General features: G+C 68.1%; 26 protein-coding genes. 9 read left to right on the forward strand and 17 right to left on the reverse strand.

What is annotated here, in order from left to right; genetic code table 11:
* Positions 1–124: 124 nt before the first annotated feature.
* Both DTQ71_RS18340 and DTQ71_RS18345 read left to right on the forward strand, forming a co-directional pair.
* Positions 125–2566, forward strand: coding sequence for a GcvT family protein (locus DTQ71_RS18340; RefSeq protein WP_109565754.1), 2442 nt, complete (start codon positions 125–127; stop codon positions 2564–2566).
* Positions 2563–5007: a GcvT family protein gene (locus tag DTQ71_RS18345; protein ID WP_109565755.1), complete on the forward strand. Its 2445-nt coding sequence runs from the start codon at positions 2563–2565 to the stop codon at positions 5005–5007. The genes DTQ71_RS18340 and DTQ71_RS18345 overlap by 4 nt, the downstream gene beginning before the upstream one ends.
* 134 nt (positions 5008–5141) lie before the next feature.
* Here the strand turns inward: DTQ71_RS18345 and DTQ71_RS18350 are convergent, their stop codons facing one another.
* The 10 genes from DTQ71_RS18350 to DTQ71_RS18395 all read right to left on the reverse strand — a co-directional run bounded on the left by DTQ71_RS18350 (position 5142) and on the right by DTQ71_RS18395 (position 13998).
* Positions 5142–6164: a threonine aldolase family protein gene (locus DTQ71_RS18350; protein WP_342768140.1), complete on the reverse strand. Its 1023-nt coding sequence runs from the start codon at positions 6162–6164 to the stop codon at positions 5142–5144.
* Between the two features lies 1 nt (position 6165).
* Positions 6166–6645 carry a YcgN family cysteine cluster protein gene (locus DTQ71_RS18355; RefSeq protein WP_109565756.1) on the reverse strand — a complete coding sequence of 160 codons (480 nt, stop codon included), beginning with the start codon at positions 6643–6645 and terminating at the stop codon, positions 6166–6168.
* A complete protein-coding gene (locus DTQ71_RS18360; protein WP_109565757.1) occupies positions 6638–7558 on the reverse strand; it encodes a bifunctional riboflavin kinase/FAD synthetase in 921 nt (306 codons plus the stop codon). Before DTQ71_RS18360 ends, DTQ71_RS18355 begins: the two co-directional genes overlap by 8 nt.
* Before the next feature lie 149 nt (positions 7559–7707).
* Entirely contained in the window at positions 7708–8151 is a 444-nt protein-coding gene (locus DTQ71_RS18365) for a MaoC family dehydratase (RefSeq protein WP_109565758.1), read from the reverse strand.
* Positions 8152–8258: 107 nt separating this feature from the next.
* Positions 8259–9137, reverse strand: a complete 879-nt coding sequence (locus DTQ71_RS18370) for an HAD family hydrolase (RefSeq protein WP_109565759.1) — start codon at positions 9135–9137, stop codon at positions 8259–8261.
* A gap of 956 nt (positions 9138–10093) precedes the next feature.
* On the reverse strand, positions 10094–10849 hold the full coding sequence (locus DTQ71_RS18375; protein ID WP_109565760.1) for a Hint domain-containing protein: 756 nt from the start codon (positions 10847–10849) through the stop codon (positions 10094–10096).
* A 345-nt stretch (positions 10850–11194) separates the two neighbouring features.
* Positions 11195–11923, reverse strand: coding sequence for a lipase family alpha/beta hydrolase (locus DTQ71_RS18380; protein WP_109565761.1), 729 nt, complete (start codon positions 11921–11923; stop codon positions 11195–11197).
* A 58-nt stretch (positions 11924–11981) separates the two neighbouring features.
* The gene (locus DTQ71_RS18385; protein ID WP_109565762.1) at positions 11982–12818 is read right to left on the reverse strand and encodes a DMT family transporter; all 837 of its coding nucleotides are present in this window, start codon (positions 12816–12818) and stop codon (positions 11982–11984) included.
* A 291-nt stretch (positions 12819–13109) separates the two neighbouring features.
* Positions 13110–13778, reverse strand: a complete 669-nt coding sequence (locus DTQ71_RS18390) for a DUF2161 domain-containing phosphodiesterase (protein WP_109565763.1) — start codon at positions 13776–13778, stop codon at positions 13110–13112.
* On the reverse strand, positions 13771–13998 hold the full coding sequence (locus tag DTQ71_RS18395) for a hypothetical protein (RefSeq protein WP_211317152.1): 228 nt from the start codon (positions 13996–13998) through the stop codon (positions 13771–13773). Before DTQ71_RS18395 ends, DTQ71_RS18390 begins: the two co-directional genes overlap by 8 nt.
* Positions 13999–14089: 91 nt before the next feature.
* On the opposite strand from DTQ71_RS18395, the gene DTQ71_RS18400 reads away from it, so the two are divergent.
* Positions 14090–15010 carry a manganese-dependent inorganic pyrophosphatase gene (locus DTQ71_RS18400; protein ID WP_109565765.1) on the forward strand — a complete coding sequence of 307 codons (921 nt, stop codon included), beginning with the start codon at positions 14090–14092 and terminating at the stop codon, positions 15008–15010.
* A 227-nt stretch (positions 15011–15237) separates the two neighbouring features.
* Here DTQ71_RS18400 and DTQ71_RS18405 read toward each other — a convergent pair whose 3' ends face one another.
* The 5 genes from DTQ71_RS18405 to DTQ71_RS18420 all read right to left on the reverse strand — a co-directional run bounded on the left by DTQ71_RS18405 (position 15238) and on the right by DTQ71_RS18420 (position 17991).
* Positions 15238–15723 (reverse strand): RidA family protein, encoded by a 486-nt coding sequence (locus DTQ71_RS18405; protein WP_109565766.1) that lies wholly within the window; start codon positions 15721–15723, stop codon positions 15238–15240.
* A 139-nt stretch (positions 15724–15862) separates the two neighbouring features.
* Complete coding sequence (locus tag DTQ71_RS18410) at positions 15863–16258, reverse strand: RidA family protein (protein WP_211317153.1); 396 nt, start codon at positions 16256–16258, stop codon at positions 15863–15865.
* A gap of 57 nt (positions 16259–16315) precedes the next feature.
* Positions 16316–16456 (reverse strand): hypothetical protein, encoded by a 141-nt coding sequence (locus DTQ71_RS23620; RefSeq protein WP_170125494.1) that lies wholly within the window; start codon positions 16454–16456, stop codon positions 16316–16318.
* 113 nt (positions 16457–16569) lie between these two features.
* Positions 16570–17070 carry an Lrp/AsnC family transcriptional regulator gene (locus DTQ71_RS18415; protein ID WP_109565768.1) on the reverse strand — a complete coding sequence of 167 codons (501 nt, stop codon included), beginning with the start codon at positions 17068–17070 and terminating at the stop codon, positions 16570–16572.
* Between the two features lie 228 nt (positions 17071–17298).
* Positions 17299–17991 carry a winged helix-turn-helix transcriptional regulator gene (locus tag DTQ71_RS18420; protein WP_109565769.1) on the reverse strand — a complete coding sequence of 231 codons (693 nt, stop codon included), beginning with the start codon at positions 17989–17991 and terminating at the stop codon, positions 17299–17301.
* 170 nt (positions 17992–18161) lie between these two features.
* Between DTQ71_RS18420 and DTQ71_RS18425 the strand changes: the two genes are divergently transcribed.
* The 4 genes from DTQ71_RS18425 (at position 18162) to DTQ71_RS18440 (ending at position 22446) form a co-directional block, all read left to right on the forward strand.
* Positions 18162–18488, forward strand: a complete 327-nt coding sequence (locus DTQ71_RS18425; protein ID WP_109565770.1) for a DUF1330 domain-containing protein — start codon at positions 18162–18164, stop codon at positions 18486–18488.
* A gap of 114 nt (positions 18489–18602) precedes the next feature.
* Positions 18603–19613 carry a thioredoxin-disulfide reductase gene (trxB, locus tag DTQ71_RS18430; protein ID WP_109565771.1) on the forward strand — a complete coding sequence of 337 codons (1011 nt, stop codon included), beginning with the start codon at positions 18603–18605 and terminating at the stop codon, positions 19611–19613.
* 154 nt (positions 19614–19767) lie between these two features.
* Positions 19768–21843, forward strand: coding sequence for a bifunctional sulfate adenylyltransferase/adenylylsulfate kinase (locus tag DTQ71_RS18435; protein WP_109565772.1), 2076 nt, complete (start codon positions 19768–19770; stop codon positions 21841–21843).
* Positions 21844–21957: 114 nt separating this feature from the next.
* On the forward strand, positions 21958–22446 hold the full coding sequence (locus DTQ71_RS18440; RefSeq protein ID WP_211317154.1) for a response regulator: 489 nt from the start codon (positions 21958–21960) through the stop codon (positions 22444–22446).
* 142 nt (positions 22447–22588) lie between these two features.
* Here the strand turns inward: DTQ71_RS18440 and DTQ71_RS18445 are convergent, their stop codons facing one another.
* Both DTQ71_RS18445 and DTQ71_RS18450 read right to left on the reverse strand, forming a co-directional pair.
* The gene (locus tag DTQ71_RS18445) at positions 22589–22816 is read right to left on the reverse strand and encodes a DUF1150 family protein (protein WP_109565773.1); all 228 of its coding nucleotides are present in this window, start codon (positions 22814–22816) and stop codon (positions 22589–22591) included.
* The gene (locus DTQ71_RS18450) at positions 22813–23271 is read right to left on the reverse strand and encodes an Hsp20 family protein (protein WP_109565774.1); all 459 of its coding nucleotides are present in this window, start codon (positions 23269–23271) and stop codon (positions 22813–22815) included. Before DTQ71_RS18450 ends, DTQ71_RS18445 begins: the two co-directional genes overlap by 4 nt.
* A 175-nt stretch (positions 23272–23446) precedes the next feature.
* On the opposite strand from DTQ71_RS18450, the gene DTQ71_RS18455 reads away from it, so the two are divergent.
* Positions 23447–23668, forward strand: coding sequence for a YdcH family protein (locus tag DTQ71_RS18455; protein WP_109565775.1), 222 nt, complete (start codon positions 23447–23449; stop codon positions 23666–23668).
* 11 nt (positions 23669–23679) lie between these two features.
* Positions 23680–24165: a 5-(carboxyamino)imidazole ribonucleotide mutase gene (gene purE, locus DTQ71_RS18460; protein WP_109565776.1), complete on the forward strand. Its 486-nt coding sequence runs from the start codon at positions 23680–23682 to the stop codon at positions 24163–24165.
* Positions 24166–24265 lie beyond the last annotated feature (100 nt).

The following is a 24265-nucleotide window of genomic DNA, read 5'->3' on the forward strand; positions in this document are numbered from 1 at the left end:
TTTACAGGGAAGAAAGAGGCGCGGGATTTATTTGATCCCGGACGCGTCGGCTCTGGTCGACGTGGCTGTTGACCTGAACCCGGCGCTTCTGTTTGAGGTTGTGTAACTAGTTACAGGAGGCATCATGGAGCAAGCACGCGTCGTCGTCATCGGAGGAGGGGCGGTGGGTGTCTCGGTCCTCTACCATCTCGCCCGCAAGGGTTGGACCGATTGCGTCTTGCTTGAGAAGAACGAGCTGACGGCCGGGTCGACCTGGCATGCCGCGGGGAACTGCCCGACCTTCGGGGGCGGTTGGGGCGTGATGGCGATGCAGCGCTATTCGATGCGATTGTATCGAGAGCTGAAGGATCACCCCGAGCGGCCGATCACCTACAACGTCACCGGCACGCTGCGCCTCGCCCATTCCAAGGAGCGGATGCAGGAATTCGAGCGCGCCGCGGGCATGGCTCTGGCCCAGGGCGAGCCCTACGAGTTGCTGAGCCCAGCGGAGGCGCAGGACCGCTATCCGTTCCTGGAGACGAATGATCTGGAGGGGGTGCTCTGGGACGCGGTGGACGGCGATATCGACCCGGCCTCGCTGACGCAGGCGCTGGCCGGACATGCGCGCGGGATGGGCGCCAAGGTCCATCGCTTCCGCCCCGCCACGGGCGTCAGTCGCGAGAATGGGGAATGGATCGTCCGGACCGAGACCGGGGATATTCGCTGCGAATACGTCGTCAACGCCGCTGGCTACTACGCCCAGCGGGTCGGCGACTGGTTCAAGCCTTATGGCGGGCGCACCGTGCCGATGGCCGTGATGAGCCATCAATATCTGCTGACCGAGGAGATCCCCGAGATCGCCGCCTGGACCGCCGAGACCGGCCGCAAGCTGCCGATGATCCGGGACGTGGACAGCTCCTATTATCTGCGGCAGGAGAAGACGGGCCTCAATCTTGGACCTTATGAGCGCAACTGCCGCGCCCATTGGGTCACGCCCGACGATCCGATGCCGGACGACTTTTCGTTTCAGCTCTGGGCCGACGACCTGGACCGGCTGGAATGGTATATCGAGGACGCGATGGCCCGCGTGCCCCTGCTTGGCACGGCGGGCATCAGCAAGGTGATCAATGGGCCGATCCCCTATACGCCCGACGGACTGCCGCTGATCGGACCCATGCCGGGGGTGCCGAATGCTTTCGAGGCCTGTGTCTTCACCTTCGGAATCGCCCAGGCCGGGGGGGCGGGGAAGCTGCTGGCCGACTGGATCGTCGAGGGGCGGCCGGAATGGGATGCCTGGGTCTTCGATCCGCGCCGGTTCACTGCGCATGCGAGCGACCGGGACTATACGGTGGCCAAGGCCAAGGAGGTCTATGGCCACGAATACGCGATGCACTTCCCGCGCAAGCATTGGCCCGCGGGGCGGGGGCTGAAGCTGTCGCCGGTCCATGATGACCTCGCCGCGCGCGGGGCCGTCTGGGGCTGCTTCAACGGGTGGGAGCGGGCGCTGTGGTTCGCGCGGCCGGGCGACGACACCTCGCTGGCGTCCACCGAGCGTTGGGACCGCGACGGCCCCTGGGAGGCGCGGGTGCGGGAGGAATGCCTGGCGGTCCGCGACGCCGTGGGCGTGCTGGACCTGTGCGGCTTCAGCCGGTTCCGGGTCGCGGGGCCGGGCGTGGCCGCATGGCTGGGGGCGCAGATCACCGGCGCCGTGCCGACGGTGGGGCGCGTCGGGCTGGGTTACTTCGCTGACGACGCGGGGCGGATCGTGGCCGAGATGTCGATCGTGCGGCTGGCGGAGGAGGAATTCTGGCTCATCACCGCCGCCGCCGCCCAATGGCACGACCGGGAGTGGATCGAGCGGACTCTGCCCGAGGCGCTGACACTCACGGATGAGACCGCCGAGTGGAGCACGCACCTCGTCACCGGCCCCGGGAGCCGTGCTCTGTTGGGCGAGATCGCCGAGGGGTTCGACCCGCGCCGCAGCTGGCTCTCCCACCAGGACGTCACCATCGCGGGCAAGGCGGCGACCCTGTTGCGGGTCTCCTTCGCGGGGGAACTCGGCTGGGAGATCCATAGCCGGGTTGCCGATACACCCGCCATCTGGGACGCGCTCTGGGCCGCCGGTCCAGGCTATGGGCTGCGGCCGTTCGGGATGCTCGCGCTGGACAGTCTGCGCATCGAAAAGGGCTACCGCGCCTGGAAGCAGGACCTGTCCACCGATTACTCCGTTCTGGCGGCGGGGCTGGGCCGCTTCGTGCGATGGGACCACGACTTCCTGGGCCGCGCAGCGTTGGAGAGAGAGCGGCAGCAGGGCACGGCCAAGGCCTTCGCCGCGCTGACCGTGCAGGCCGAGGGGATCGACGCGCCTTACATGGCCAATGTCTGGTCCGGCGACACGCTGGTTGGCGAGACCACCAGCGGCGCTTATGGCCATCGCACCGAGCGCTCGATCGCGCTGGCGATGATCCGCAGCGATCTGGCCCTGCCCGGCACGGCGTTGGAGGTCGAGATTTTCGGCACCCGCTATCCGGCCACCGTGCAGAATGGGGCCCATTACGATCCAAGCAATGAAAGGCAGCGCGCATGACCCTCCCGACCGAGTCCCGGGCCGTCGTCATCGGCGGCGGCGTTGCGGGCTGCTCCGTGGCCTATCATCTGGCGGAGCGGGGCTGGGACGTGGTCCTCTTGGAGCGCAAGCAATTGACCTGCGGCACCACCTGGCACGCGGCGGGGCTGATCGGGCAGCTCAGGCCCAATGCCAACATGACCCGGCTGGCCCGCTATTCGGCGGAGCTCTATCGCGGGCTCTCGGACGAGACCGGCATCGGGACCGGCATGAAGACGACCGGCTCGCTCACCGTCGCGCTGACCGCGGACCGCCTGACCGAAATCCGCCGGCAGGCCAGTCTTGCTCGCGCCTTCGGCGTCGCGGCCCAGGAGGTGACGGCCGAGGATGTCCGCCGCCTCTATCCCCATATCGAGACCGCCGACGTCCATGGCGCCGTGCATCTGCCCGATGACGGGCAATGCGACCCGGCCGGTGTCGCGATGGCGCTGGCCAAGGGCGCGCGGGCGCGGGGTGCTCAGATCGTCGAGGGCGTCACTGTGACCGACGTGACCACGGAGGCGGGGCGCGTCACCGGCGTCGCCTGGGCCCGGGGCGAAGAGACCGGGACCATCGCCACCCGGCATGTCGTCAATTGCGGCGGCATGTGGGGGCGGGCGCTAGCCGCCCGCTCCGGCGTGACCCTGCCGCTGCATGCCTGCGAGCATTTCTATCTGGTGACCGAGCCGATCCCAGGTTTCGTCCCCGAGGGACAAAGGACGCTCCCGGTCCTGCGCATCCCCGACGAATACGCCTATTACAAGGAGGATGCGGGTAAGCTGTTGCTCGGCGCCTTCGAGCCGGTGGCCAAGCCCTGGGCTACCGAGCACCCTGGCGGCATCCCGCCGGAGTTCTGCTTCGACGAACTGCCCTACGATTTCGACCATTTCGAGCCCATCCTGGAGCTGGCCGCCGCGCGTATGCCGCTGCTGGCGGAGGCGGGCATCCACACGTTCTTCAACGGACCCGAGAGCTTCACGCCGGATGACCGCTATTACCTGGGCGCCGCGCCGGAGTTGGAGGGCTACTGGGTCGCCGCCGGGTTCAACTCCATCGGCATCGTGTCCTCGGGCGGGGCGGGGATGGCGCTGGCGCGCTGGATGGATGAGGGGCAGCCGCCCTTCGATCTCTGGGACGTGGATATCCGCCGCGCGCAGCCCTTCCAGCGCTCGACCCGGTTCTTGAAGGCGCGCGTGACGGAGACGCTAGGCCTGCTCTATGCCGATCACTGGCCGTTCCGGCAGCCCGAGACGGCGCGCGGCGTGCGCCGGACCGCGTTGCACGCGCACCTGGAGAAACGCGGCGCCGTCTTCGGCGAGACCGCCGGGTGGGAGCGCGCGAACTGGTTCGCCCGCGACGGGCAAGCGCGCGCTTACGACTACGACTGGACCCGGCAGAACTGGTTCGAGAACCGCGCCGCCGAGCACCGCGCCGTGCGCGAGGATGCGGGGCTCTTCGACCTGTCGACTTTCGGCAAGATCCGTATCGAGGGCCGCGACGCCTGCCGCTTCCTGAACCGGGTCTGCGCCGGGCAGATGGACGTGGCCCCGGGCCGCATCGTCTATACGCAGATGCTGAACGAACGCGGCGGCATCGAATGCGACCTCACGGTGACGCGCCTCTCCAAGACGGCCTATCTCGCCGTCGTCCCCGCCTTCACCGTCCGCCGCGACATGGCCTGGCTGCGCCGCCATATCGGCGACGATTTCGTCGTCGTCACCGACGTGACCAGCGGGGAGGCCGTGATCGCCGTCATGGGACCCCGATCCCGCGAGGTGCTGAGAGCGGCGGGTGCCGCGGACCTGTCGAACGAGACCCACCCTTTCGGCACCGCGCGCGAGATCGAGATCGGCCTGACGCTGGCCCGCGCCCATCGCGTCTCCTATGTGGGCGAGCTCGGCTGGGAACTCTATGTGCCGACCGATCATGCCGCCCATGTCCTCGAGGCGATCATGGCGATCGACGCGTCCCCCGCCCTGGTCGGGCTTCATGCGCTGGACAGTCTCAGGCTCGAAAAGGGCTTCCGCCATTTCGGCCACGACATCACCGACGAGGATCACGTGCTGGAAGCGGGGCTGGGCTTTGCCGTGAAGACCGACAAGGGCGACTTCATCGGCCGCGACGCGGTGCTGCGCCGCAAGGAGGAGGGTCTGGGCCGCCGCCTGGTTCAGTTCCTGCTCTCGGACGCGGCGCCGGTCCTGCATCACGACGAGACGATCCTGTGCAATGGCGCGCCGGTCTCGATCCTGACCTCCGGCAGCTATGGCCACACGCTCGGCGCCGCGGTGGGGCTCGGCTACGTTCCCGAAGACGGGGACGTGCTGGCCAATTGCTATGAGATTGAGATCGCGGGCGAACGGGTGCCTGCCACGGCCAGTCTCAAGCCGCTCTACGACCCGACCGGCGCGCGGATGCGCGCCTGACCGGACGCGCGCACGCCGTCCGGGGCGATGCGCAGAAGGCCCCGCATCACGGGTTTCAAAATACTCAGGGCCGGCATCCCCGGCAGGCCCGCGCCCTTGGACCGGCGCGCATCGCCTCCACCGGTCCTCCTGTCTCAGCCGCGGAGCAACTCCAGCAGCCGGTCGACCTCCGCATCCGTCTTGGTGAAGTCGCAGACTAACCGGCAGAGCGGGCGCTCGGCCTCGTCCATCAGGTAATACTGCGCCTCCGCCAGCGCGCGGTCATGGGCGGCGCGGTCCATCCGGCAGAAGATCATGTTCGCCTGCGGCTCCCACACCATCTCCGCCCCCAGGGCGCGGAGCCCCTCGGCCAGTCGCGCGCAGGCCGCGTTGGCGGCGTGGGCGTTCGCAAGCCAAAGGTCGTCTGCCAGATAGGCCTCCATCTGTGCCGAGAGATAGCGGTGCTTGGACCAGAGTTGCGCCGCCCGCTTGCGGCGGAAGGCCATCTCAGCGGCTCTTGTCCCGTCCCGCATCACGATGGCCTCGGCCGCTAGGCAGCCGTTCTTCGTTCCGCCGAAGCTGACCACATCGAAACCGGAGGCCAAGTCCGCCGCGCTGCATCCCAGCGCCGCGCAGGCATTGGCGAAACGCGCGCCGTCCAGGTGGCACGGCATCCCCGCCTCCCGCGCCATGGCGGTCAGCGCGGCCATTTCGTCCAGCGTGTAGACCGTCCCCGCCTCGGTCACGTTGGTCACGCTCAACGCGCCGCGCTGTACGCCATGCACGCCCTTGGTGCCCACGGGCGCCATGGCGGCGGCGAGGGTCTCGGGCGTCATCTTGCCGTCGGCGCCTTCGACCAGAGTCAGCTTGGCGCCGCCGGTATAAAATTCGGGCGCGCCGCACTCGTCTTCCTCGATATGCGCGATGCGGTGGCAGAATACCGTCTCCCACGGCTCCACCAGCCCCGACAGGGCCAGCGCGTTCGCCCCGGTGCCGGTCGCGACCAGCAGCACCTCGGCCTCGGGCCAGGCGAAGGCGGCCCGGAGCGCGTCGCGCACGCGCGTCATCGCGGGCTCCGCGCCATAGGGCATGGCCGCGCCCGCATTGGCCTCGATCACGGCGCGCATGACCGGCTCGGCGGCGGGCCCGGTATTGTCGGATGCGAAGTTCAGGTTCACGTCAGGCGCCTCCGGTGGGTTCCTCGATCACGAAATCCTCCCAATCCGCGTCTCCGATCTCGGTCTCGGACACGGTCTCGTCCATCAGCGATGCCCCCGCGAGGTGCGGCGACATGGGGTCGCCCGTCAGCAGCGGGTGCCAGTGCGGCAGGTCGCGGCCCTCGTGCAGGCGGCGATAGGCGCAGGTCTCGGGAAAGAAATAGACGACCTCGGGCAAGGTCTTGGGGGTCAGTACGACGCACTCGGGCACGTAGGCGAGACGGTTGGCATAGTTGGCGCAGCGGCAGGTCGCGTCGTCGAAGAGCCGGCAGGCGATGCGCGTCAGGGCGACCTCGCCGGTCTCGTCGTCCTCCAGCTTGTTGAGGCAGCACTTGCCGCACCCATCGCAGAGCGCCTCCCATTCCTGCGGGGTCAGCCGGTCCAGGCCCTTCTCCCAGAAGCGGGGGGCCAGGTCGGTGCGGTCGATCGGATCCTCAGCCATCCGCCAGGATCGCGCGGGCGCGCGCGCTGTCGGCATCCATCTGCGCGATCAGGGGCTCGAGCCCGTCGAACCGCATCTCCGGCCGCAGGAACTCCACCAGCGCGACCGAGAGGGTCGTGCTGTAGAGATCGCCGGAGAAGTCGAAGAGGAAGGTCTCCAGATTGGGGGCGTTCTCTCCGAACATCGGGCGCACGCCCAGCGAGGCGACCCCGCGATGGGTGCCGCGATGCGGGCCCTCGGCGATGTCGACCAGCACCGCGTAGACGCCGAGCCGCGGCAGGTGCAGCCCGTCCATCGACATGTTGGCCGTGGGATAGCCCAAGGTGCGGCCCCGCTTCTCTCCGTGGATCACGGGGCCCTCGATCCGGTGCCAGTGGCCCAGCATGGCGGCGGCGTCGCGCGGTCGGCCCTCGGAGAGCGCCTGCCGGATCGCGGTGGAGGAGACCGGCGGGTCGCCGCCCAGAAGCGGCACGGTCGTTACCTCGAATCCCATGCGCCGGCCGGCGTTGCGCAGTGTCTCCACGTCGCCTGCCCGGCCCTTGCCAAAGCGGAAATCCGCGCCGGTGACCACATGGGACAGACCGAGCGCGCGGGCCAGCACGTCTTCGGCGAAGGCGTCGGCGGTGAGCGGGGCGATCCGCGCGAAGGGCAGCTCGAAGAGCAGTTCCACACCAAGCTTCTGGAGCCGCGAGGCGCGGGCCTCGCGCGACATCAGCCGGAAGGGCGGCGCGTCGGGGGCGAAGACCTCGCGCGGATGGGGGGCGAAGGTGACCACGGCGAGGGGCGCGCCGTCGCGGCGCGCGTGGTCGAGCACGTATTGATGGCCCAGATGCACCCCGTCGAAATTGCCGATCGCGGCGGAGGCGCCGCGCGCCTCCGTCGGAATGTCGTCGAGTTCGCGGAAGATGCGCATGGCGCCCGGCTAGCCCGTGCGCCTCATCTGCGCAAGCAGTGAGCCGCCCTTGTCTCATCTTGCCGGAAATACCTCGTGGGGATTTTCAAGGGGGCCCGCGGCCCCCTTGAAGCAGGGGGGGCGGGGGACGGCAGTCCCCCGCTTTCCCCTCAGTCGAACTTGCGCGAGGGGGCGAGCACAACGGCCTCGCCCATCAGCACCTTCTGGTCGCCGATGGCGCAATGCGTCTCCATCGTCACCCGGCGCTTGCGCAGGTCCATATCGGTCACCTTCACCACGGCCTCGACCATGTCGCCCGGCCGCACCGGCGCCAGGAACTTCAACGTCTGACCCAGATAAACGGTGCCATGGCCCGGCAGTTGCTCCCCGATGACGGCAGAGATCAGGCCCGCGGTCAGCATCCCATGGGCGATCCGGCCCTCGAAGATCGTGTCCTGCGCGTAGTCGTCGTCGAGATGGACCGGATTGTGGTCGGTGGAGACCTCGGCGAACAGCTCGATATCGCGGTCGGTGATCACCTTTCGGAGCGAGCGGCTCATGCCGATCTCGATATCCTCGATGCAGATCGTCCCGCGGGGCATGTTGTCGAGCATGGGCGAATCCTCCGAACCAGCCACGGCCCGGAGGTAGCGCAGATGCCGCGTTGCGGCAAGCGGCTCGGTAACAAAAATACTAGAATATGCCAATTCGAGCGATTTTGTTACCGAAGGGATCCGATCACGAAGGTCGGCACGACACCGGTCGCTTCCAGATAGGCGGCCAGTTTCTCCGGGTCGGGGTCGCCCAGGCGCGGGGTGCCCGTCTCCTCGGCGCCGAGCCCGCCGGAGATGAAGAGCAGGTCCAGGTCCTCACCCATCGCGCCCGCCGCATCCGTCAGCGGCCCATCCCCGATGGCGAGGATCGCCGCGTCGGGCACGTCGGCAAGCTTGGCCAGACGGCGGCGCGCCAGGTCGTAGATCGGGGGGTGGGGCTTGCCGAAATAGAGGCTCTCGCCGCCCATTTCGCTATAGAGTTTGGCGATGGCGCCCGCGCACCACTCCCGCCGGTCGCCGCGATCGACCACGATATCGGGATTGGCGCAGAGCAGCTTGAGCCCGCGCGTCTTCGCCAGCAGCAATTCCGGGCGCATCACGTCCGGGTGGGCGGAGGGATCGGGCGGGCCGGTGCAGACGACACCTTCGGCCACGTCCAGCGGCACGCGCGCGATCTCGAGCGGGTCGTCGAGCACGTTGGGCGGCGTGAAGAACCCCCCGTCTTCCTCGCCGGCATACCCCAAATGCCAGACCTTCTGGCCCACGATCCCACGATACATCGCAACGCGTGCCGAGTCGCCCGAGGTGGCGATGTCGTCCCAGGCGTCGCGGGCCACGCCGAAGGCGTCCATCTGCCGCTCCACCCCGGCGCGGGGGCGAGGGGAGTTGGTGACCAGGATCACCTTCCCCCCTTTGGCGCGGAACGCCCGGAGCGCTTCGTTGGCTCCGGGTATCACCCGGACGCCGTCATGGACGCAGCCCCAGAGATCGACGAAGAGCGCGTCGTAGCGGTCGGAGATCTCGGAAAGGGCGGAGACGATCTGCATGGGGCGGGCCTCGTGGCTGTGTCAGCCGCTCCTCTGCCAGCTTCGGACCGTCTGGTCCACCGCCTCGCGCACTGCGCCTCGTGAGCGTGGTCAGAGACCGGCCGGGCGGCGGCGCGCCCCTCGCGGTCTGCGACCTGCGCCCGGTGCTCGGACGCTGCGCGGCTGGTCTGGCGAACCCGGTTCACATCGCCGCTTGACCCATCGGGGAAGGCCAAGGGGGCGGTTCTTTGATGGCGCCTGGGCTCTGTGCCCTTTCCTCCGCCCGGTAGGTCGTCCGGCGCGTCTGGTTAGGAAGCCTGCGATGTAGGGACATCCATTCCGGCCCAACAATGGACCTCGGGTGCGGCTGGAGCCGCCTTAGCTCGGATATGTGCGGGGGGCCGGTTTATGACCGCTGGGTGATCTTCAGGATCGGTCCCATGCCGCGCCCGGAGACGGATGCGCCGGAGGGTGCCGCTCAAGACCCGCTCCGATCGGTTGGTGCGGCGCGGGTGCGGGCCTGTAGGACAACGTCTGCGTGGGCTGGCCGAGGCGGGCCGCCCGCCCGCGACGCAGCGCGATGCCATCCTGCCAAGGGCCATCCGCTGCGCGCGGGGGAGCAGCAAGCGCTGCAGGGCCATGGATGAGATCGGTCGGCCCAGCCGCCGCGCGGGGGGCGGTCCGGGGAAGTCCCCTGTCACCGACCGCCTTGCGATGCGCGCCGACGCGGCTTCCCTCCATGCGGATCGCTTCGGGGCCGGGCGCTCCGCCGATCACCACCGCGGACCGGCGCGGCTCGGGAGGCATTGCCGCCTCGCGCCGGTGCGCCTTCGCCAAGGGACATCCTCGACGCCCCTGCGCTCCTCGCGCGGCGGGCCGCGCGTCACGGCCCGCTTTCAGCGCGGCCCATTCCTCAGCACGGGCCGCCGACCTCCCACTGCACGCCGCCAAGCCGGGGATCGCTTCCCTGGCCGGCCCTAGCCGACGAGTTCGAGCGACTGCGCCTCCGATAGCGTGAGATAGGGGATGCGCGGTGCGCCAAAGCCGCCGGTCTCGGCGGAATGGGGAAAGAGCCGCGCCATGTCCGAGAGCACAACGCGGTTGAGGCTGCGCGCGGTGGTGCGCGAGGGGTGGTAGGTCTCGACCGGCAGGCCCGCGACCACCACCGCCTCCTGCGTGGCGCAGGCGAGGCCATAGACCGTCACCTCGCCCGGGGGCGAGATCGCGGTCACCGTCACCCCGTCCTCGAAGGCCGCGACCGGGGCGAAGGCCTGGCGCCGCCCGATCAGAGGAACGCAACGCGGGCTGTCGATCAGCACCTGCGCATCCGAGCCCAGCACGATGTCCGACTCAGGGCCCTGGCCGCCGAAGGCCCGGGCCGCGATGCGCCAGAGCGTCGGCCGATCCGCGCCCCAGCCATAGCTGCGTGACCCGATCCAGCGGATCTCGGCGGTGCCGCCCGAGGCGGTCGCGATCCGGTCCCCCGGCATCAGGTCTTCGATCGCTATCGGGCCCTGCTCGCCCCGCAGCAGCGCGCCGCGTGCCAGGCAGGAGACGGCGGCGGCCACTTCGGGCGTGTCGGGCAGTTTGCGGTTGTCCCAGGTCGCCCGGCCCTTGCCGTCGACCCAGGCGAGGTCGATCGGCACAAGGGGGCGGGTATCGCTGCGCCCCTCCAAAGCCGGGTCATGCGCGGACCGGAAGTCCGCTGAGGGAAGCCGCTGGTAGGCAGTCATTCGTGGTTGTCCCGTCAGTCGCGGCCCCCACCGCTACGCCGTTTATCGCCAAAGTCGCGGAGTCCGAGCAAGGCCAGAAGCGGAAACAATGGGTTTCAATATCACGCTCCGTGTCGGAATCGTGGCGTATCGGTGGTGCCGTGACGCCTCTCGGGCCTGGACGTGGCACGCGTTTGACAGAGGGCTGAACCGGACCGTCCTCTCCCGTTGCATCCGCCCCGCGCAAGGGCGCGGCGGCCGGCTCCGGCGCCATCCTGGAGGCGCTCCCGTCCACATCGGGCGTCCTGTCGGGCCGCGCCGCACCCGGGGAGGCACCGTTCTTGGCCCGATCGGGCCGCGTCCGCCTCAGTCCGTCAGGGCGGCGAACACGTCGAACAGATCCAGCCCGGGCTCGAAGGCCCCGGTGCGCAGGAAGGACAGGGTCTGCCCGATCACCACCGGGTTGTTCATCAGGAAGGTATGGGTTGCGGGCAGGGTCAGGTGCGCGGCCATGCCCTCGACCTTTGTCGAGTCGACCGACACCTTGCCGTCATCCTCTCCGGGAAGGATTGTGGAATAGACCGCGTTGAGGCTGCGATTGCCCGCGATGATCCCGACATCGGCCCAGACCGGGCCGAGCTGGCTGGGCACTCCGTCTGTTCCCAGCTGAAGCCCCGCCGGTCCGTTGAGCCACTCGAAAGGCGGCAGCTGGTCCAGCTCGTCGACCAGTTCGGATCCATGGTTGGGCGGGGCCAGCATCACGGTGCGTCCGAGCCGCGGGATCTCGGTCTCTGCCAGATACTGCCGCAGCAGGATGCCGCCCATGGAATGGGTGACGAAATGGATTTTCGGGGCGTCCGCGGGGCAGGCGGCCAAGGCTTCGGGCAGCGCCATAGCGGTCAACTCGGCGATCTCGGCCACGGTCGAGTCGTAGTCGCTGTTGAAGACGGTATAGCCCTCGGCCGACAGCGCCTCCTCCAAAACCACCATGGAGCCCGCGCTGCGCGCGAGGCCGTGCAGCAGCACGACACAGTCCGGCACCGCCCCGTCGGGCGGCGCGGCCAGGGCGGCGCAGAGGGCAAGCCAGGAACACATGCTACATACTTAGGTCGTCCTGCCGCCCGATGCATCCCCTTCTGCACGCGATGGCGCGTTACGACCCGGCCCGGCCGATGGGCAGGGTGGCCACGGCGATGCCGGCCAGCACCAGGGCGGCCGCGCCGACCGTCTGAACCGTCGGCAACTCGCCGAGCAGGGCCGCGCCCGCGATCATGGCGATGACCGGCACCGAGAGCTGCGCCAGCCCGGCCGTGGCCGAGCCCATCGCAGGCAGCACCCGGAACAGCATCGCATAGCCCAGCCCCGAGGCCACCGCTCCCGACAGCACCGCCATCAGCGCGCCGAAGGCCGTCACCGGCGCGCCCAGCCAGACCGGCGCGGCCAGCGCGAACATTCCCGCCGCCAGCAGGAAGTTGCTTGCCGATCCGGCGAGCGGCCGGGGTTCGAACCGGCCGGCCAGCGAGTAACCGGCCCAGGCCAACCCCGCCACGGCCATGAGCCCGGCGTCGAGCGGGTCCGCCGAGGCGCCCTCCTCCGGCCAAAGCAGCCAGGTCAGACCGCCGAGCGCCAGGGCCATGCCCAGGAGCGCCCGGGCGCTGGTCCCCTCTCCGCGCGCAAGGCCGATGGCGAAAAGGCCCAGTTGCACGCAGGCAAAGAGGATCAGCGCGCCGAGCCCCGCGTCGAGGCTGCGATAGGCCAGCGAGAAGCCCAGCAGATAGATCGCCAGCGCCAGGGCCGCGCCCCATCTCCGTCCGCCGCCCAGCGTGATCCCCCTCCGCGCCGCCAAGGCCGCGAGCACCACGGCCCCCGCCCCCACGCGGATCGCCGCGAAGGCAAGCGGATCCGTCCCGTCCAGCACGCCTGCGCGGGTCAGCAGCGAATTGGCTGCGAGGAAACAGAAGGCGACGGCGGCTAGGAGTGGCAGGGGCATGGCTCTTGGTGACCGCTGTCCCGGTCCGTGTCGAGGGCAGAGACGTATCTGCGGTCAGGGCACCGAGCGGCGGCGCGGCGTTGGGCGGCCTCCTCGGTCCGTTCCGATCCCGTCGGAGACGGGCCGGCGCGTCGCCGGGGTGGCTGTCCGGCGATCCTGGTTTTGGTCCGCGCGGCCTGTCACAACCCTGATGCGGGAGACCTCCCTTATGCGGGAGACCTCGGCGCGATGCTCTAAACCCCACCTGACCGCCGAGCTTGCGCCCCAACCCCCCGGGCGCGGTCTGCGCGCTCACGCCTCTCCGGGCGCCGTCGCCGCGCGTCCGGCCTCGGACAGGTCGTAGACCCCCGTCGCCACCTTGACGAACCACCCATAATGGTTGTCGCGCAGCATCGTCGTGGCTCGCGCCACCCCCGTCGCGTCGCGCACGTCGCGCCCGCGGCGTGGCCCGGCCTGCGCGAGATGCGCCGCGAGCAAGAGCGCATCCTGGCGATAGGCCGTCACCAACCCGTCCCGCGTCGCCCCGCCCGCTGTCGGGTCGCCGCGCCGGGCCGCGAACTCCCGCAGGAGGCGTTCGCGCGGCGCTTTCAGCAGACGCGGACGGAACGGGCCCGGGTCGCAATGCACTGTCACCAGCCCGTCCGCCGCCCGCACCGTCATCACGCCGAGCCCGAGGCGTCGGGCGAGCTTCAGGTTGGCTCTCAGCGCCGTCCAGCCGCGCCGTCCCGCGACATCCGGGACCGCGAGGTAGACATGCGGCGTGATCGTCTGACGGTCGATTCCCTGATGGATCAGGGCCAGGGAGAAGCCGGTCTTCAACTCCACGATCACCGGCGGTTCGTCCCCGCGCAGCGCGACGACGTCGGCCGGGCCGATCTCGCCCTTCACGGCATAGCCCTGGCCTTCCAGAAAGCGCTTGACCGGGGGGTAGAGCGCCGTCTCCCGTGGCGGCTCAGCCACGGCGCGTCACGGCTCCTCCGCGCAGCAGGATATCGCCGCCGATCAGCCCCGTGAGGCGCACCGTCGCGCCGTCTTCGACGATCAGGTCTCCGGCGACCATGCCCCCCAGATCCAGCGTCACGCCGGGTGCCACGCGGACATCGCCGCCGACCATGCCGTCGAAGCGGCCGTCCTCGGTCACCTCCAGGTCGCCGGCCACCATGCCATCCCTTCCGCGCATAGCCGTATCCCTCCGCCTGCGGCCACGTGACAACGGTCGCGGCCCGCGATAATGCCGCGTCCGAAACGAAACGCAGCACGGATGACCCCTCATGACCACCCTCGTTTTCGGCCACAAGTCCCCCGACACCGACTCGACCGCAGCGCCGATCGCCTGGGCCTGGTATCTGACCGAGGTCGCCGGGACCGACGCGAAGCCCGTTCTCTTGGGCGAGCCCAACACCGAAGCCGCCTTCATGCTCGAGCGCTGGGGTCTGGATAAGCCGGAGATCATCGCCGATGTCGAGGCGGGCCAGCCCTGCGTCGTCGTCGACACCAACAACCCGGCCGAGCTGCCCGCCGGCATCGCTCAGGCGGATCTGCGCCAGATCATCGATCACCACAAGCTGACCGGCGGGCTTGAGACGGCGGGGCCGATCGACATCACCATCCGCCCGCTCGCCTGCACCGCGACCATCATGTACGACATGATGGGGTCTGCGGCCTCGTCGGCGCCAGAGGGGATCAAGGGCGCGATGCTGACGGCGATCCTGTCGGACACGCTGGAGTTCCGCTCCCCCACCACGACCGATCACGACCGCGCCGTGGCCGAGCGGCTGGCCGAGGATCTTGGCGTCTCGATCCCCGAGCTGGCCGAGGCGATGTTCGCCGCCAAGTCCGACGTGTCGGCTTTCTCCGAGGCGGAGCTTCTGCGGATGGACTCCAAGGAATATTCCGTCGGCGGCACGTCCTTCCGCGTCTCCGTGCTGGAGACCACCTCGCCCAAGGCGATCCTCGATCGCAAGGACGCGCTGGTCGAGGCCATGCCGACCGTCGCCGCCGAGGACGGCGTGGCGCAGGTGCTGCTGTTCGTGGTGGACATCCTCAACGAGGAGGCGACGCTGCTGGTCCCGAACGAGCTGACGAAGACGGTCGCGGAGAAGAGCTTCGACGCGACGGTTTCGGGCGACACGGTGGTGCTGCCGGGCGTGATGAGCCGCAAGAAGCAGATCATCCCGGCGCTCAAGGTCTGAGGCCGGGAGGCCCGAAACCGTCGTCACGACCCCGGTCATGACCGGGGTCGTGACGACGGTCGTGACGTGCATGGTGACGGGTCTGAGCCTGCGGGTGGCGGGTCGGGGCGCGGGGCCCGGACTGTTGGGTGATCGGACCGGCCGAAAGGGATCCGCGGCCGGTCCTCGGACCATCGCGCCACTGTTGGGCCGATGACCGCTGTGCGGGACGAAGCAGTCGCTCGTGCTTACGAACGAATCTGCACTTCGCCCTCGATTTCCATCGCGAAACCCAACGGCAGCCCCGACACACCGATTGCCGATCGCGCATGTCGCCCCACGTCTGGTCCAAACACTTCGATCACGAGATCGCTGAAACCATTTACTACCAAATGTTGCTCGGTGTAGCCGGGACTCGAGCTGACCATTCCAAAAACTCGTGTCCAGCCGACAATCCGGGAAAGGTCACCGATTTCAGCTTTAATGTTTGCCAGCACTGAAAGTGCAATTTCGCGAGCTGCATCATAGGCTTGTTCAGTTGTCAGCTCAGCACCGACCGTGCCGAACGGACCTGCTATACTGCCGTCCATTGCGGTCTTGGGGCTTCCAGAAAATAGGAGACGGTCACCCCGAACGTTAACGAAGGCGAACGGTAGGTGCACGCCGACAGGCGGCTTTGCAGCGGCGGGCAAGCTCAATCCGAGTTCACGCAGTCTTTCTTCTGGCGCTGCCATCTCAATCCTCTTGCATCCAGCATCTCGGAAGCATCATATCAGACGCCGGAGCACCCGTCTGCTCCGGGCTCGAAGCCGACATCCACTGACAGCGTCGACCCATTGCCGCAGGAGATTGCCGGGCTTGCGGGCCGCACCCTCAGGGCCTCCGCGCCACCAAGTCGATCTCGACCAGGGCACCCACGGCCAAAGCGGTCACGCCGATGCAGGTGCGGGCGGGCAGGGGGTTCGGGGCGAAGTAGCTGGCATAGACCCGATTCATCGCGTCGTAGTCGCGCTCGAACTCGGTCAGGTAGGCGCGGGCCTGGACGACATTGGCGAGGGTCAGGCCCAGCCCCTCCAGCACCAGAACGAGATTGTCCATGACCCGGGCGGTCTGCGCCTCGATCCCCTCGGGGAGGGGGCGTGCGGGGTCATCGGGCCAGGTCGGCATCTGGCCGGTCAGAAAGACCCATCCGTCGATTTCGGCGGCATGGCTGAAGGTCGCCACCGGCGTGGGCGCGGCGTCGATCATGTGAAAGTCGGGTAGGGGCATGGCGTCTCCGAGGCTGCCGCGCACACTAGGCGCCAGACCCGGCCCGCGCCAAGCCCCTCAATCCGCGCGCAGCGAGACGTGGTCGATGGCGCAGGACTCCTCAGTGATCGGGCGGTCGGTGGCGGAGGCGATTGGGATCGTATCGGTTGCCCGGCTGTGATGCCCTTGCTCGCCAGGGCCGACGGGGTTTCCCCTCATGCAGATCGTCCGCGCGATGCGCCCGTCGCCTCGGTCCCGAATCCCGGCATCCGATCTGTTGACCTCGCCATGATCGCCATGATCGCCGGTCGAGGCAGGGCCTGTCGTCTTGGCTAGGCGTCCAGGGCCAGCCGCGCCTCCAGCACCTCGAAGGGGACGCCGGGCACGTCCTTGGCGCCGCGGATGACCAGCGAGGTCTTGACCGAGGCGACATTGTCGGCGGCGGTCAGTTGCCCGGTCAGGAAGGATTGGAAGGTCGAGAGATCCGGCGCGACGCATTTGAGAATGAAGTCGATCTCACCGTTGAGCATGTGGCACTCGCGCACGAGCGGCCAGTCTCGGGCGAGGGCCTCGAAGGCCGACAGATCCGCCTCGGCCTGCCGGACCAGGGACACCATCGCGAAAACCTGCACCTCGAAGCCCAGGGCACGCGCGTCCACATCGGCATGGTAGCCCTGGATCAGCCCGGCCTCCTCCAGCGCGCGGACCCGGCGCAGGCAGGGCGGTGCGCTGATCCCGACACGGCGGGCCAGTTCGACATTGGTCATGCGTCCGTCAGCCTGAAGTTCGGCGAGAATCTGGCGGTCGATAGGGTCGAGCTTGGAGGCGGGCATTGCAGTGTCCGATGGGAGCGAATTGGCCAGTGTTTCCCATATTGGCCTGGGTAGCGCAATAATCTTTCGCAGCTGCGTAACTATATGTCGGGTGCCATCGCTCTCATCATGCCGCTCAACGCGGCCGGGGATAGGCGCGGGCGGCCACGGCCCCGACCTGCGGCCCGCATGCGGTCCGACCGGAGGGAGCGCCCGTTGGCGCGCGGACCGTGTCTCTCCCGCGCGGGCTCAGGCGACGATTTTCTTCTGGCTGGCGAACGGGCTGAGACCGAGCCAGGTCTGGATCGTCGCCTCCAGGTCGCGCGATCCGCTGAATTCGAACGCCTCGCGTTCGGCGGCAACGTCGGTGACACCCATCCAGATCGCCGTCATCGTGCGGAGATCCGTCGACACGTAGAGATCGATGTCGAAGCCTGGATCGGCCCAGCAGAGGTCGACCTCGCCGCCCGGCTCGATGACGAGCCACCAGTCCCGTTTGGTCGAGGGAAGGTCGTGATACAGGAACTGGACCACGACGCGCCGGTCCGGCAGCGGATCGGGGTTCAGGTTGCGCCGCATGTCCCACATCAGCAGCGACGGGTCGAGATTCTTCAGCGAAAGCGACGACTCGACCCATTTCTGGCCCCACATGCCCATGGCGATCACCACGTCGCGCAGGTCGCGGCCGGCTTCGGTCAGATGGTATTCGTAGATCCCCCGCTCCGCCGGTGCCGGCCTCCGCTCCACGATTCCGGCGTCTTCGAGATCCTTGAGGCGGCGGGACAGCAGGGTGGGCGACATCTTGGGCACGCCGCGGCGCAGGTCGTTGAATCGATGGGATCCTGCGATCAACTCTCGCAGCAGAACCATCGTCCATCGCGTGCACAGCACTTCCGCGGCCATGGCGAGGGGGCAGAATTGTTTGTAGCTGGCCTGGGACATGACGCGTCCTCCGATCTCTTTCCGACAGCCTAGCAGCGGGCTGAAAGGGGCATAGTCCAGAAACTGTACCACCCGGTCCAGTCGCGTGACTGGAGGGTGGGTCGGCCCGGCGGGCAAGGTTCCCGGACAGGGCGCGGCCCTCCCGGTCCGCCTCGGAAAGGAGCATCGAGATGAGCGTCTACCTGATCGCGGATATCAAGGTCACCGATGACGGCTGGGTTCCCGACTATGCCGCCAACGTCCACAAACTGGTGGAGAAGCACGGGGGCCGCTACCTGTCCCGCAGCGGACATATCGAGACCCTGGAGGGCGTGGCGACGGACAGCACGTTGATCGCGATCCTCGAATTCCCCTCGCGGGAGGCGCTGGACGCCTTCGCGGCGGACCCCGCCTATGCGCCCTATGGGCAGGCCCGGCAGGCGGGGAGCGTCTCGACGTTCCGTCTGATCGACGACACCGACATCGCCGGGACGATCCCCTATCTCAAGGCGGGATGATCCGACGGCCTGGGGGGGCGGCGGGCGGATCGGACGGCGATCACGAGCCTGAGACGGGGGTTTCCACCGCCCCGATTCGACGCCTATATCGAGCCCCCAGGCAGGAGGTGTCCCATGTCCGACGCAACCCATTCCAAGGTTCTCATCATCGGCTCCGGCCCGGCGGGCTACACCGCCGCCGTCTACGCGTCGCGCGCCATGCTCGACCCGGTGCTGGTGCAGGGGATCCAGCCCGGCGGGCAGTTGACGATCACCACCGAGGTGGAGAACTGGCCCGGCGACACCGAGGTGCAGGGGCCCGACCTGATGCTTCGGATGGAGGCCCATGCCAAGGCCGTCGGCACCACGATCCTGTCCGACCATATCGCCTCGCTCGATCTGTCCAAGCGGCCCTTCACGGCCGTCTCCGACAGCGGCAACACCTATACCTGCGACGCGCTGATCCTGGCCACGGGGGCACAGGCCAAATGGCTGGGCCTGCCCTCGGAGGAGCATTTCAAGGGCTTTGGCGTCTCGGCCTGCGCGACCTGCGACGGGTTCTTCTATCGCGGCAAGGAGGTCGCGGTGGTCGGCGGCGGCAACACCGCCGTCGAGGAGGCGCTGTTTCTGACCAATTTCGCCAGCAAGGTGACGCTGATCCACCGGCGCGACAGCCTGCGTGCCGAAAAGATCCTTCAGGACCGGCTGTTCAAGAACCCCAAGGTCGAGGTGATCTGGGATCACGAAATCGACGAGGTGCTGGGCTCCGAGCAGCCGCGCGGGGTCGAGGGGCTGCGGCTGCGCCACGCGCAGACCGGGGAGATCCGCGAGATCGCCGTGCATGGCTTCTTCGTCGCCATTGGCCACGCGCCGGCCTCCGAGTTGGTCAAGGATTGGCTGGAGCTGCACCATGGCGGCTACGTCAAGACGGCGCCCGACTCGACGGCGACCTCGATCCCGGGTGTCTTCGCCGCGGGCGACCTGACCGACCACGTCTACCGCCAGGCCGTCACCAGCGCCGGCATGGGCTGCATGGCCGCGCTGGAGGCGGAGCGGTTCCTGGCCGAGCACGGCCAGGACAGCGATATCGAGCAGGAGCAGACGGCGCCGCTGGGCTACGGTGCGCCGGTCGACGCCGCCGAGTAACACGCTCCGCGGCTGCAAGGGCCCTAAATACTGAGAAAAAATGGGCGACATGATACCCGTCGGCGCTGATCCGCCGACGGGGCAAAGTTTGTTCTTTCGTGAACGCACTCTTCGGAATATGCGTTCATCCGTGAACACAGTTTGAGTCGCCGCGATGCTCCCCGCCGCCGCCAAGCCTGCCTTCGAAGAGGACGACGCCCTCTTCCGCCTGCTGCGCCAGATCGATCTGGCGCCGGAGGCGTCGCAGCGCATGATCGCGCAGGCGTTGGGCATCTCGCTCGGCCGGTTGAACGCGCAGCTGCGCGCGGCGGTCGATGCGGGGCTCATCAAGGTCGGCACGCGCAACGGCCCGGACCGGCGCCAGCGCTATGCCTACGTGCTCACGCCACGCGGCGCGGCGGCCAAGCACCGGCTCACCGATGCCTTCCTCGCGCGCAAGTTCGCGGAATACGACGCGCTCCACGCGGAGCTGACCGGCACCCGCGCCGGCTTCTCCCCTCTCAAGACCAGGACCGATTTGATGATGAACAACCTCTCGCCCATCCCGGAGCTCTTCGTCAGCCCCGAGAGCGCTCAGAAGTTGAAGATGGAGGCGGCCGACCTGCCGTCTTGGGATCTGACCCCGCGCCAGGTCTGCGACCTGGAACTGCTGATGAATGGCGGCTTCAACCCGCTCAAGGGCTTCCTGGATCAGGCCGATTACGAGGGCGTGGTCGAGAACATGCGCCTGGCCGACGGCACGCTTTGGCCGATGCCGATCACGCTGGATGTCACCGAGAAATTCGCCGGAACGGTCGAAGAGGGGCAGGACATCGCGCTGCGCGATGCCGAGGGCGTGATCCTCGCGATCCTGTCGATCTCCTCCAAATACACCCCGAACAAGGCGCTTGAGGCCGAGAAGGTCTTCGGCGCCGACGATCTCGCGCACCCGGCGGTCAACTACCTGCACAACGTCGCGGGCCCCGTTTATCTGGGCGGCGCGATCACCGGCATCCAGCAGCCGGTGCATTACGATTTCCGCGCCCGCCGCGACACGCCCAACGAGCTGCGCGCCTATTTCCGCAAGCTGGGCTGGCGCAAGGTCGTGGCCTTCCAGACCCGCAACCCGCTGCACCGCGCGCACCAGGAACTGACCTTCCGCGCCGCCCGCGAGGCGCAGGCCAACCTGCTGATCCATCCGGTCGTCGGCATGACCAAGCCGGGCGATGTGGATCACTTCACCCGCGTCCGCTGCTACGAGGCGGTGCTGGACAAGTATCAGCCCTCGACCACGACCATGTCGCTGTTGAACCTCGCCATGCGCATGGCCGGCCCGCGCGAGGCCGTCTGGCACGGGATCATCCGCCGCAACCACGGCTGCACCCACATGATCGTCGGCCGCGACCATGCCGGCCCGGGCAAGAACTCCGCCGGTGAGGATTTCTACGGGCCTTACGACGCGCAGGAGCTGTTCCGCGCGCATCAGGACGAAATCGGCATCGAAATGGTCGACTTCAAGCACATGGTCTACGTCCAGGAGCGGGCGCAATACGAGCCCGCCGACGAGATCGAGGACCGCGAGAACGTCACCATCCTCAACATTTCGGGCACCGAGCTGCGCCGCCGTCTGCGCGAGGGGCTGGAGATCCCGGAATGGTTCTCCTTCCCCGAGGTCGTGGCCGAACTGCGCCGCACCTCGCCGCCGCGCGCCAAGCAGGGTTTCACGGTATTCTTCACCGGCCTCTCTGGCTCGGGCAAGTCGACGATCGCGAACGCGATGATGGTCAAGCTGATGGAGATGGGCGGCCGCCCCGTGACGCTGCTCGACGGCGATGTCGTGCGCAAGCACCTCTCCTCGGAGCTGACCTTCTCCAAGGAGCACCGCGACATCAACATCAAGCGGATCGGCTATGTCGCCTCGGAGATCACCAAGAATGGCGGCATCGCCATCTGCGCACCCATCGCGCCCTATACCGCGACCCGCCGCGCTGCCCGCGAGATGATCGAAGCCTATGGCGCCTTCGTCGAGGTCCATGTCGCGACCTCGCTGGAGGAATGCGAGCGGCGCGACCGCAAGGGTCTCTACAAGCTGGCGCGTGAGGGCAAGATCCCCGAGTTCACCGGGATTTCCGACCCCTACGAGGCGCCCGAGAACCCGGAGCTGCGCGTCGACACTGAAGGCCAGGAGGTCGATTTCTGCGCCCAGCAGGTGCTGCTCAAGCTCGAGTCCATGGGGCTGATCACCGGCTGAGCCGGTCCTGTCGGCGACGGACCGGCCGTCTTGGGGCCCGGCGCGAGACATCCGTCTCGGGTCGGGCCTCTGGATTTCGGAGGGGGCAGGTATCGGAAAATTCGGACCGCGATCGTGGAACCGATCGCGGTCTTTTCCGTTCTTCTTTCAGATTTCGCGCGGTCCCTCCGCGCCTTCGCGCCCTACCAGATCGGCGCAGAAACTCGAACGGACAAGGCCCGCCTGTTCGGGCCGGAAAGCGCAGCCATGTTGAACGACATGAACATCCTGGTTGTCGAGGACGAGGCGCTCGTCGCGCTCGACATTTCGATGATCCTGGAGGAACGGGGTGCGGCCGTCTGCGGCCCGTGCGGCACCATCGAGGAAGCCTACAAGGCGATCGACCGAGAGATCGACGCCGCCATACTCGATGTCGATCTGCACGGCCGGTCGGTTTTTCCCGTCGCGGATCGCCTACGCGAGAAGGGCACACCCTTCGTCTTCCACACGGGGCGCTACGATACGGAGACGCTGGAAAAGCGATATGGCGGCGTCCCTGTCCTGGAGAAACCGGCGGGGGACGATGCGATTGTGAAAATGCTCGCGCGGCTGCGCGGCGCGTGAGGCCGGGTCAGACCCATGCCGCCCTGGCTTTGCAGCGCCGGCTCGGCTGCGCAGCCCAGGCGGAAGACGTCTGCCCCCGCCGTCTCTATCGCAGGTGCATAGATGCGCGGCCGGCCGAACCGGCCCGCGCTTCGGCTTTTGGTTAATGGACGCTGACCGGCGTGAGCTGGTTCTGGCGCGCCAGGCTGAAGGCCAGCATCCGGTCACCGACAAGGGCGACTTGTTCGCCATCCGCGCGATGCAGCGCGTAGAGCGTCTCCATCCCGCCTTCTTCGGCTTCCTTACGGACGGCACCTGACAGGTCGTTCACATCCACCGCGCGAACATAGACCAGTTCCTTGGTCGACGCTTCAAGAAGTGCTTCGGTCATTGGCCTTGTCCTTTCTTGTCGGTGCCCGAACCGGCGAAGCCGAAGGGGCCGGAAGAGATCTTGATCTGCCTGACAACGTTCTCGGGCGCCGTCCGGTTCAAGTCGATATGCAGCAGGCCGTTTTCCAACGCCGCGCCGCCGACCTCGACACCATCCGCCAGCACGAAGGCGCGCTGGAATTGACGCGCCGCGATACCGCGATGCAGATAAACGCGCTCCGCGTCGTCCTTGGATCGGCCGCGCACGACGAGCTGGCGATCCTCCAGGGTGATCGAGAGATCCTCCTCCGAGAAGCCCGCGACGGCCAGCGTGATGCGAAACCCGTTCTCATCGGTCTGTTCGATATTGTAGGGCGGGTAGCCCTCGTTTCCAGTGCGCGCCGTGCGTTCGACTAGGCGCTCCAACTCGTCGAAGCCGAGAAGGTAGGGATGGGTGCCAAAACTGAGCTTACTCATCGGGACGGGTCCTTATCAAAGCGATCCGCGAAGCGTGGCCCATTAAGGCGCCGCCGCCTCGATAGTGAGATGGGGGCGCGCCCCCATGGCCGCAAGGGCTGTCCCCGAGGCCGGAGCCCCTTTGAAACCGCGCGCCGTCGGTATACGACTGGACCGACCCGGTCCGAGGAGCCGCATGACACAGCCGCCGAAGGAGATGAGCCACGAGGACGTGCTGCGGGTCAAGCTGGAGGTCCTGCGGCAGGATCACCGTGATCTCGATGCCGCGATCCGCGCCTATGAGGAAAGCCTTTCGCCCGATATGCTGGCGGTCCGGCGCCTCAAGCGGCAAAAGCTGGGGCTCAAGGACCGCATTCAGCGGCTCGAAGATCAACTCACCCCTGATATCATCGCCTGAGGCACGCCCCTATGTCCCAGACCCCTCCCGTCGGTATCGTGATGGGATCGACCTCCGATTGGCCCACGATGAAGGAAGCCGCCGACATCCTGTCGGAACTCGGCGTCGCGCATGAGGCGCGTATCGTCTCCGCCCATCGCACGCCCGACCGTCTCTGGAGCTACGGGCGCGAGGCGGTGGGGCGCGGGATCCAGGTGATCATCGCCGGGGCCGGCGGCGCCGCCCACCTGCCCGGGATGATGGCGTCCAAGACGCGGCTTCCGGTGATCGGCGTGCCCGTTCAGACCAAGGCGCTGTCGGGCGTCGACAGCCTTTATTCCATCGTGCAGATGCCCCGCGGCTACCCGGTCGCCACCATGGCCATCGGCGCGGCGGGGGCGGCCAATGCGGGGCTCATGGCCGCCGGAATCCTCGCGCTTTCGGACCCCGCCCTGGCCGAGCGCCTGGACGCCTGGCGGACCGCCCTCAGCGACAGCATACCCGAGACGCCCGACTGAGCCCCGGCCCGCGACCGGTCCGCCCCTTTCTTCCCTGTTCAAATATCCCGGGGGGTGCGGGGGGCTGGCCCCCCGCTGCCTCCCTCGCCACCTGAGAGAC

Source organism: Jannaschia seohaensis, assembly GCF_900116765.1.
In the GTDB taxonomy this organism is placed as follows: Bacteria; Pseudomonadota; Alphaproteobacteria; order Rhodobacterales; family Rhodobacteraceae; genus Jannaschia; species Jannaschia seohaensis.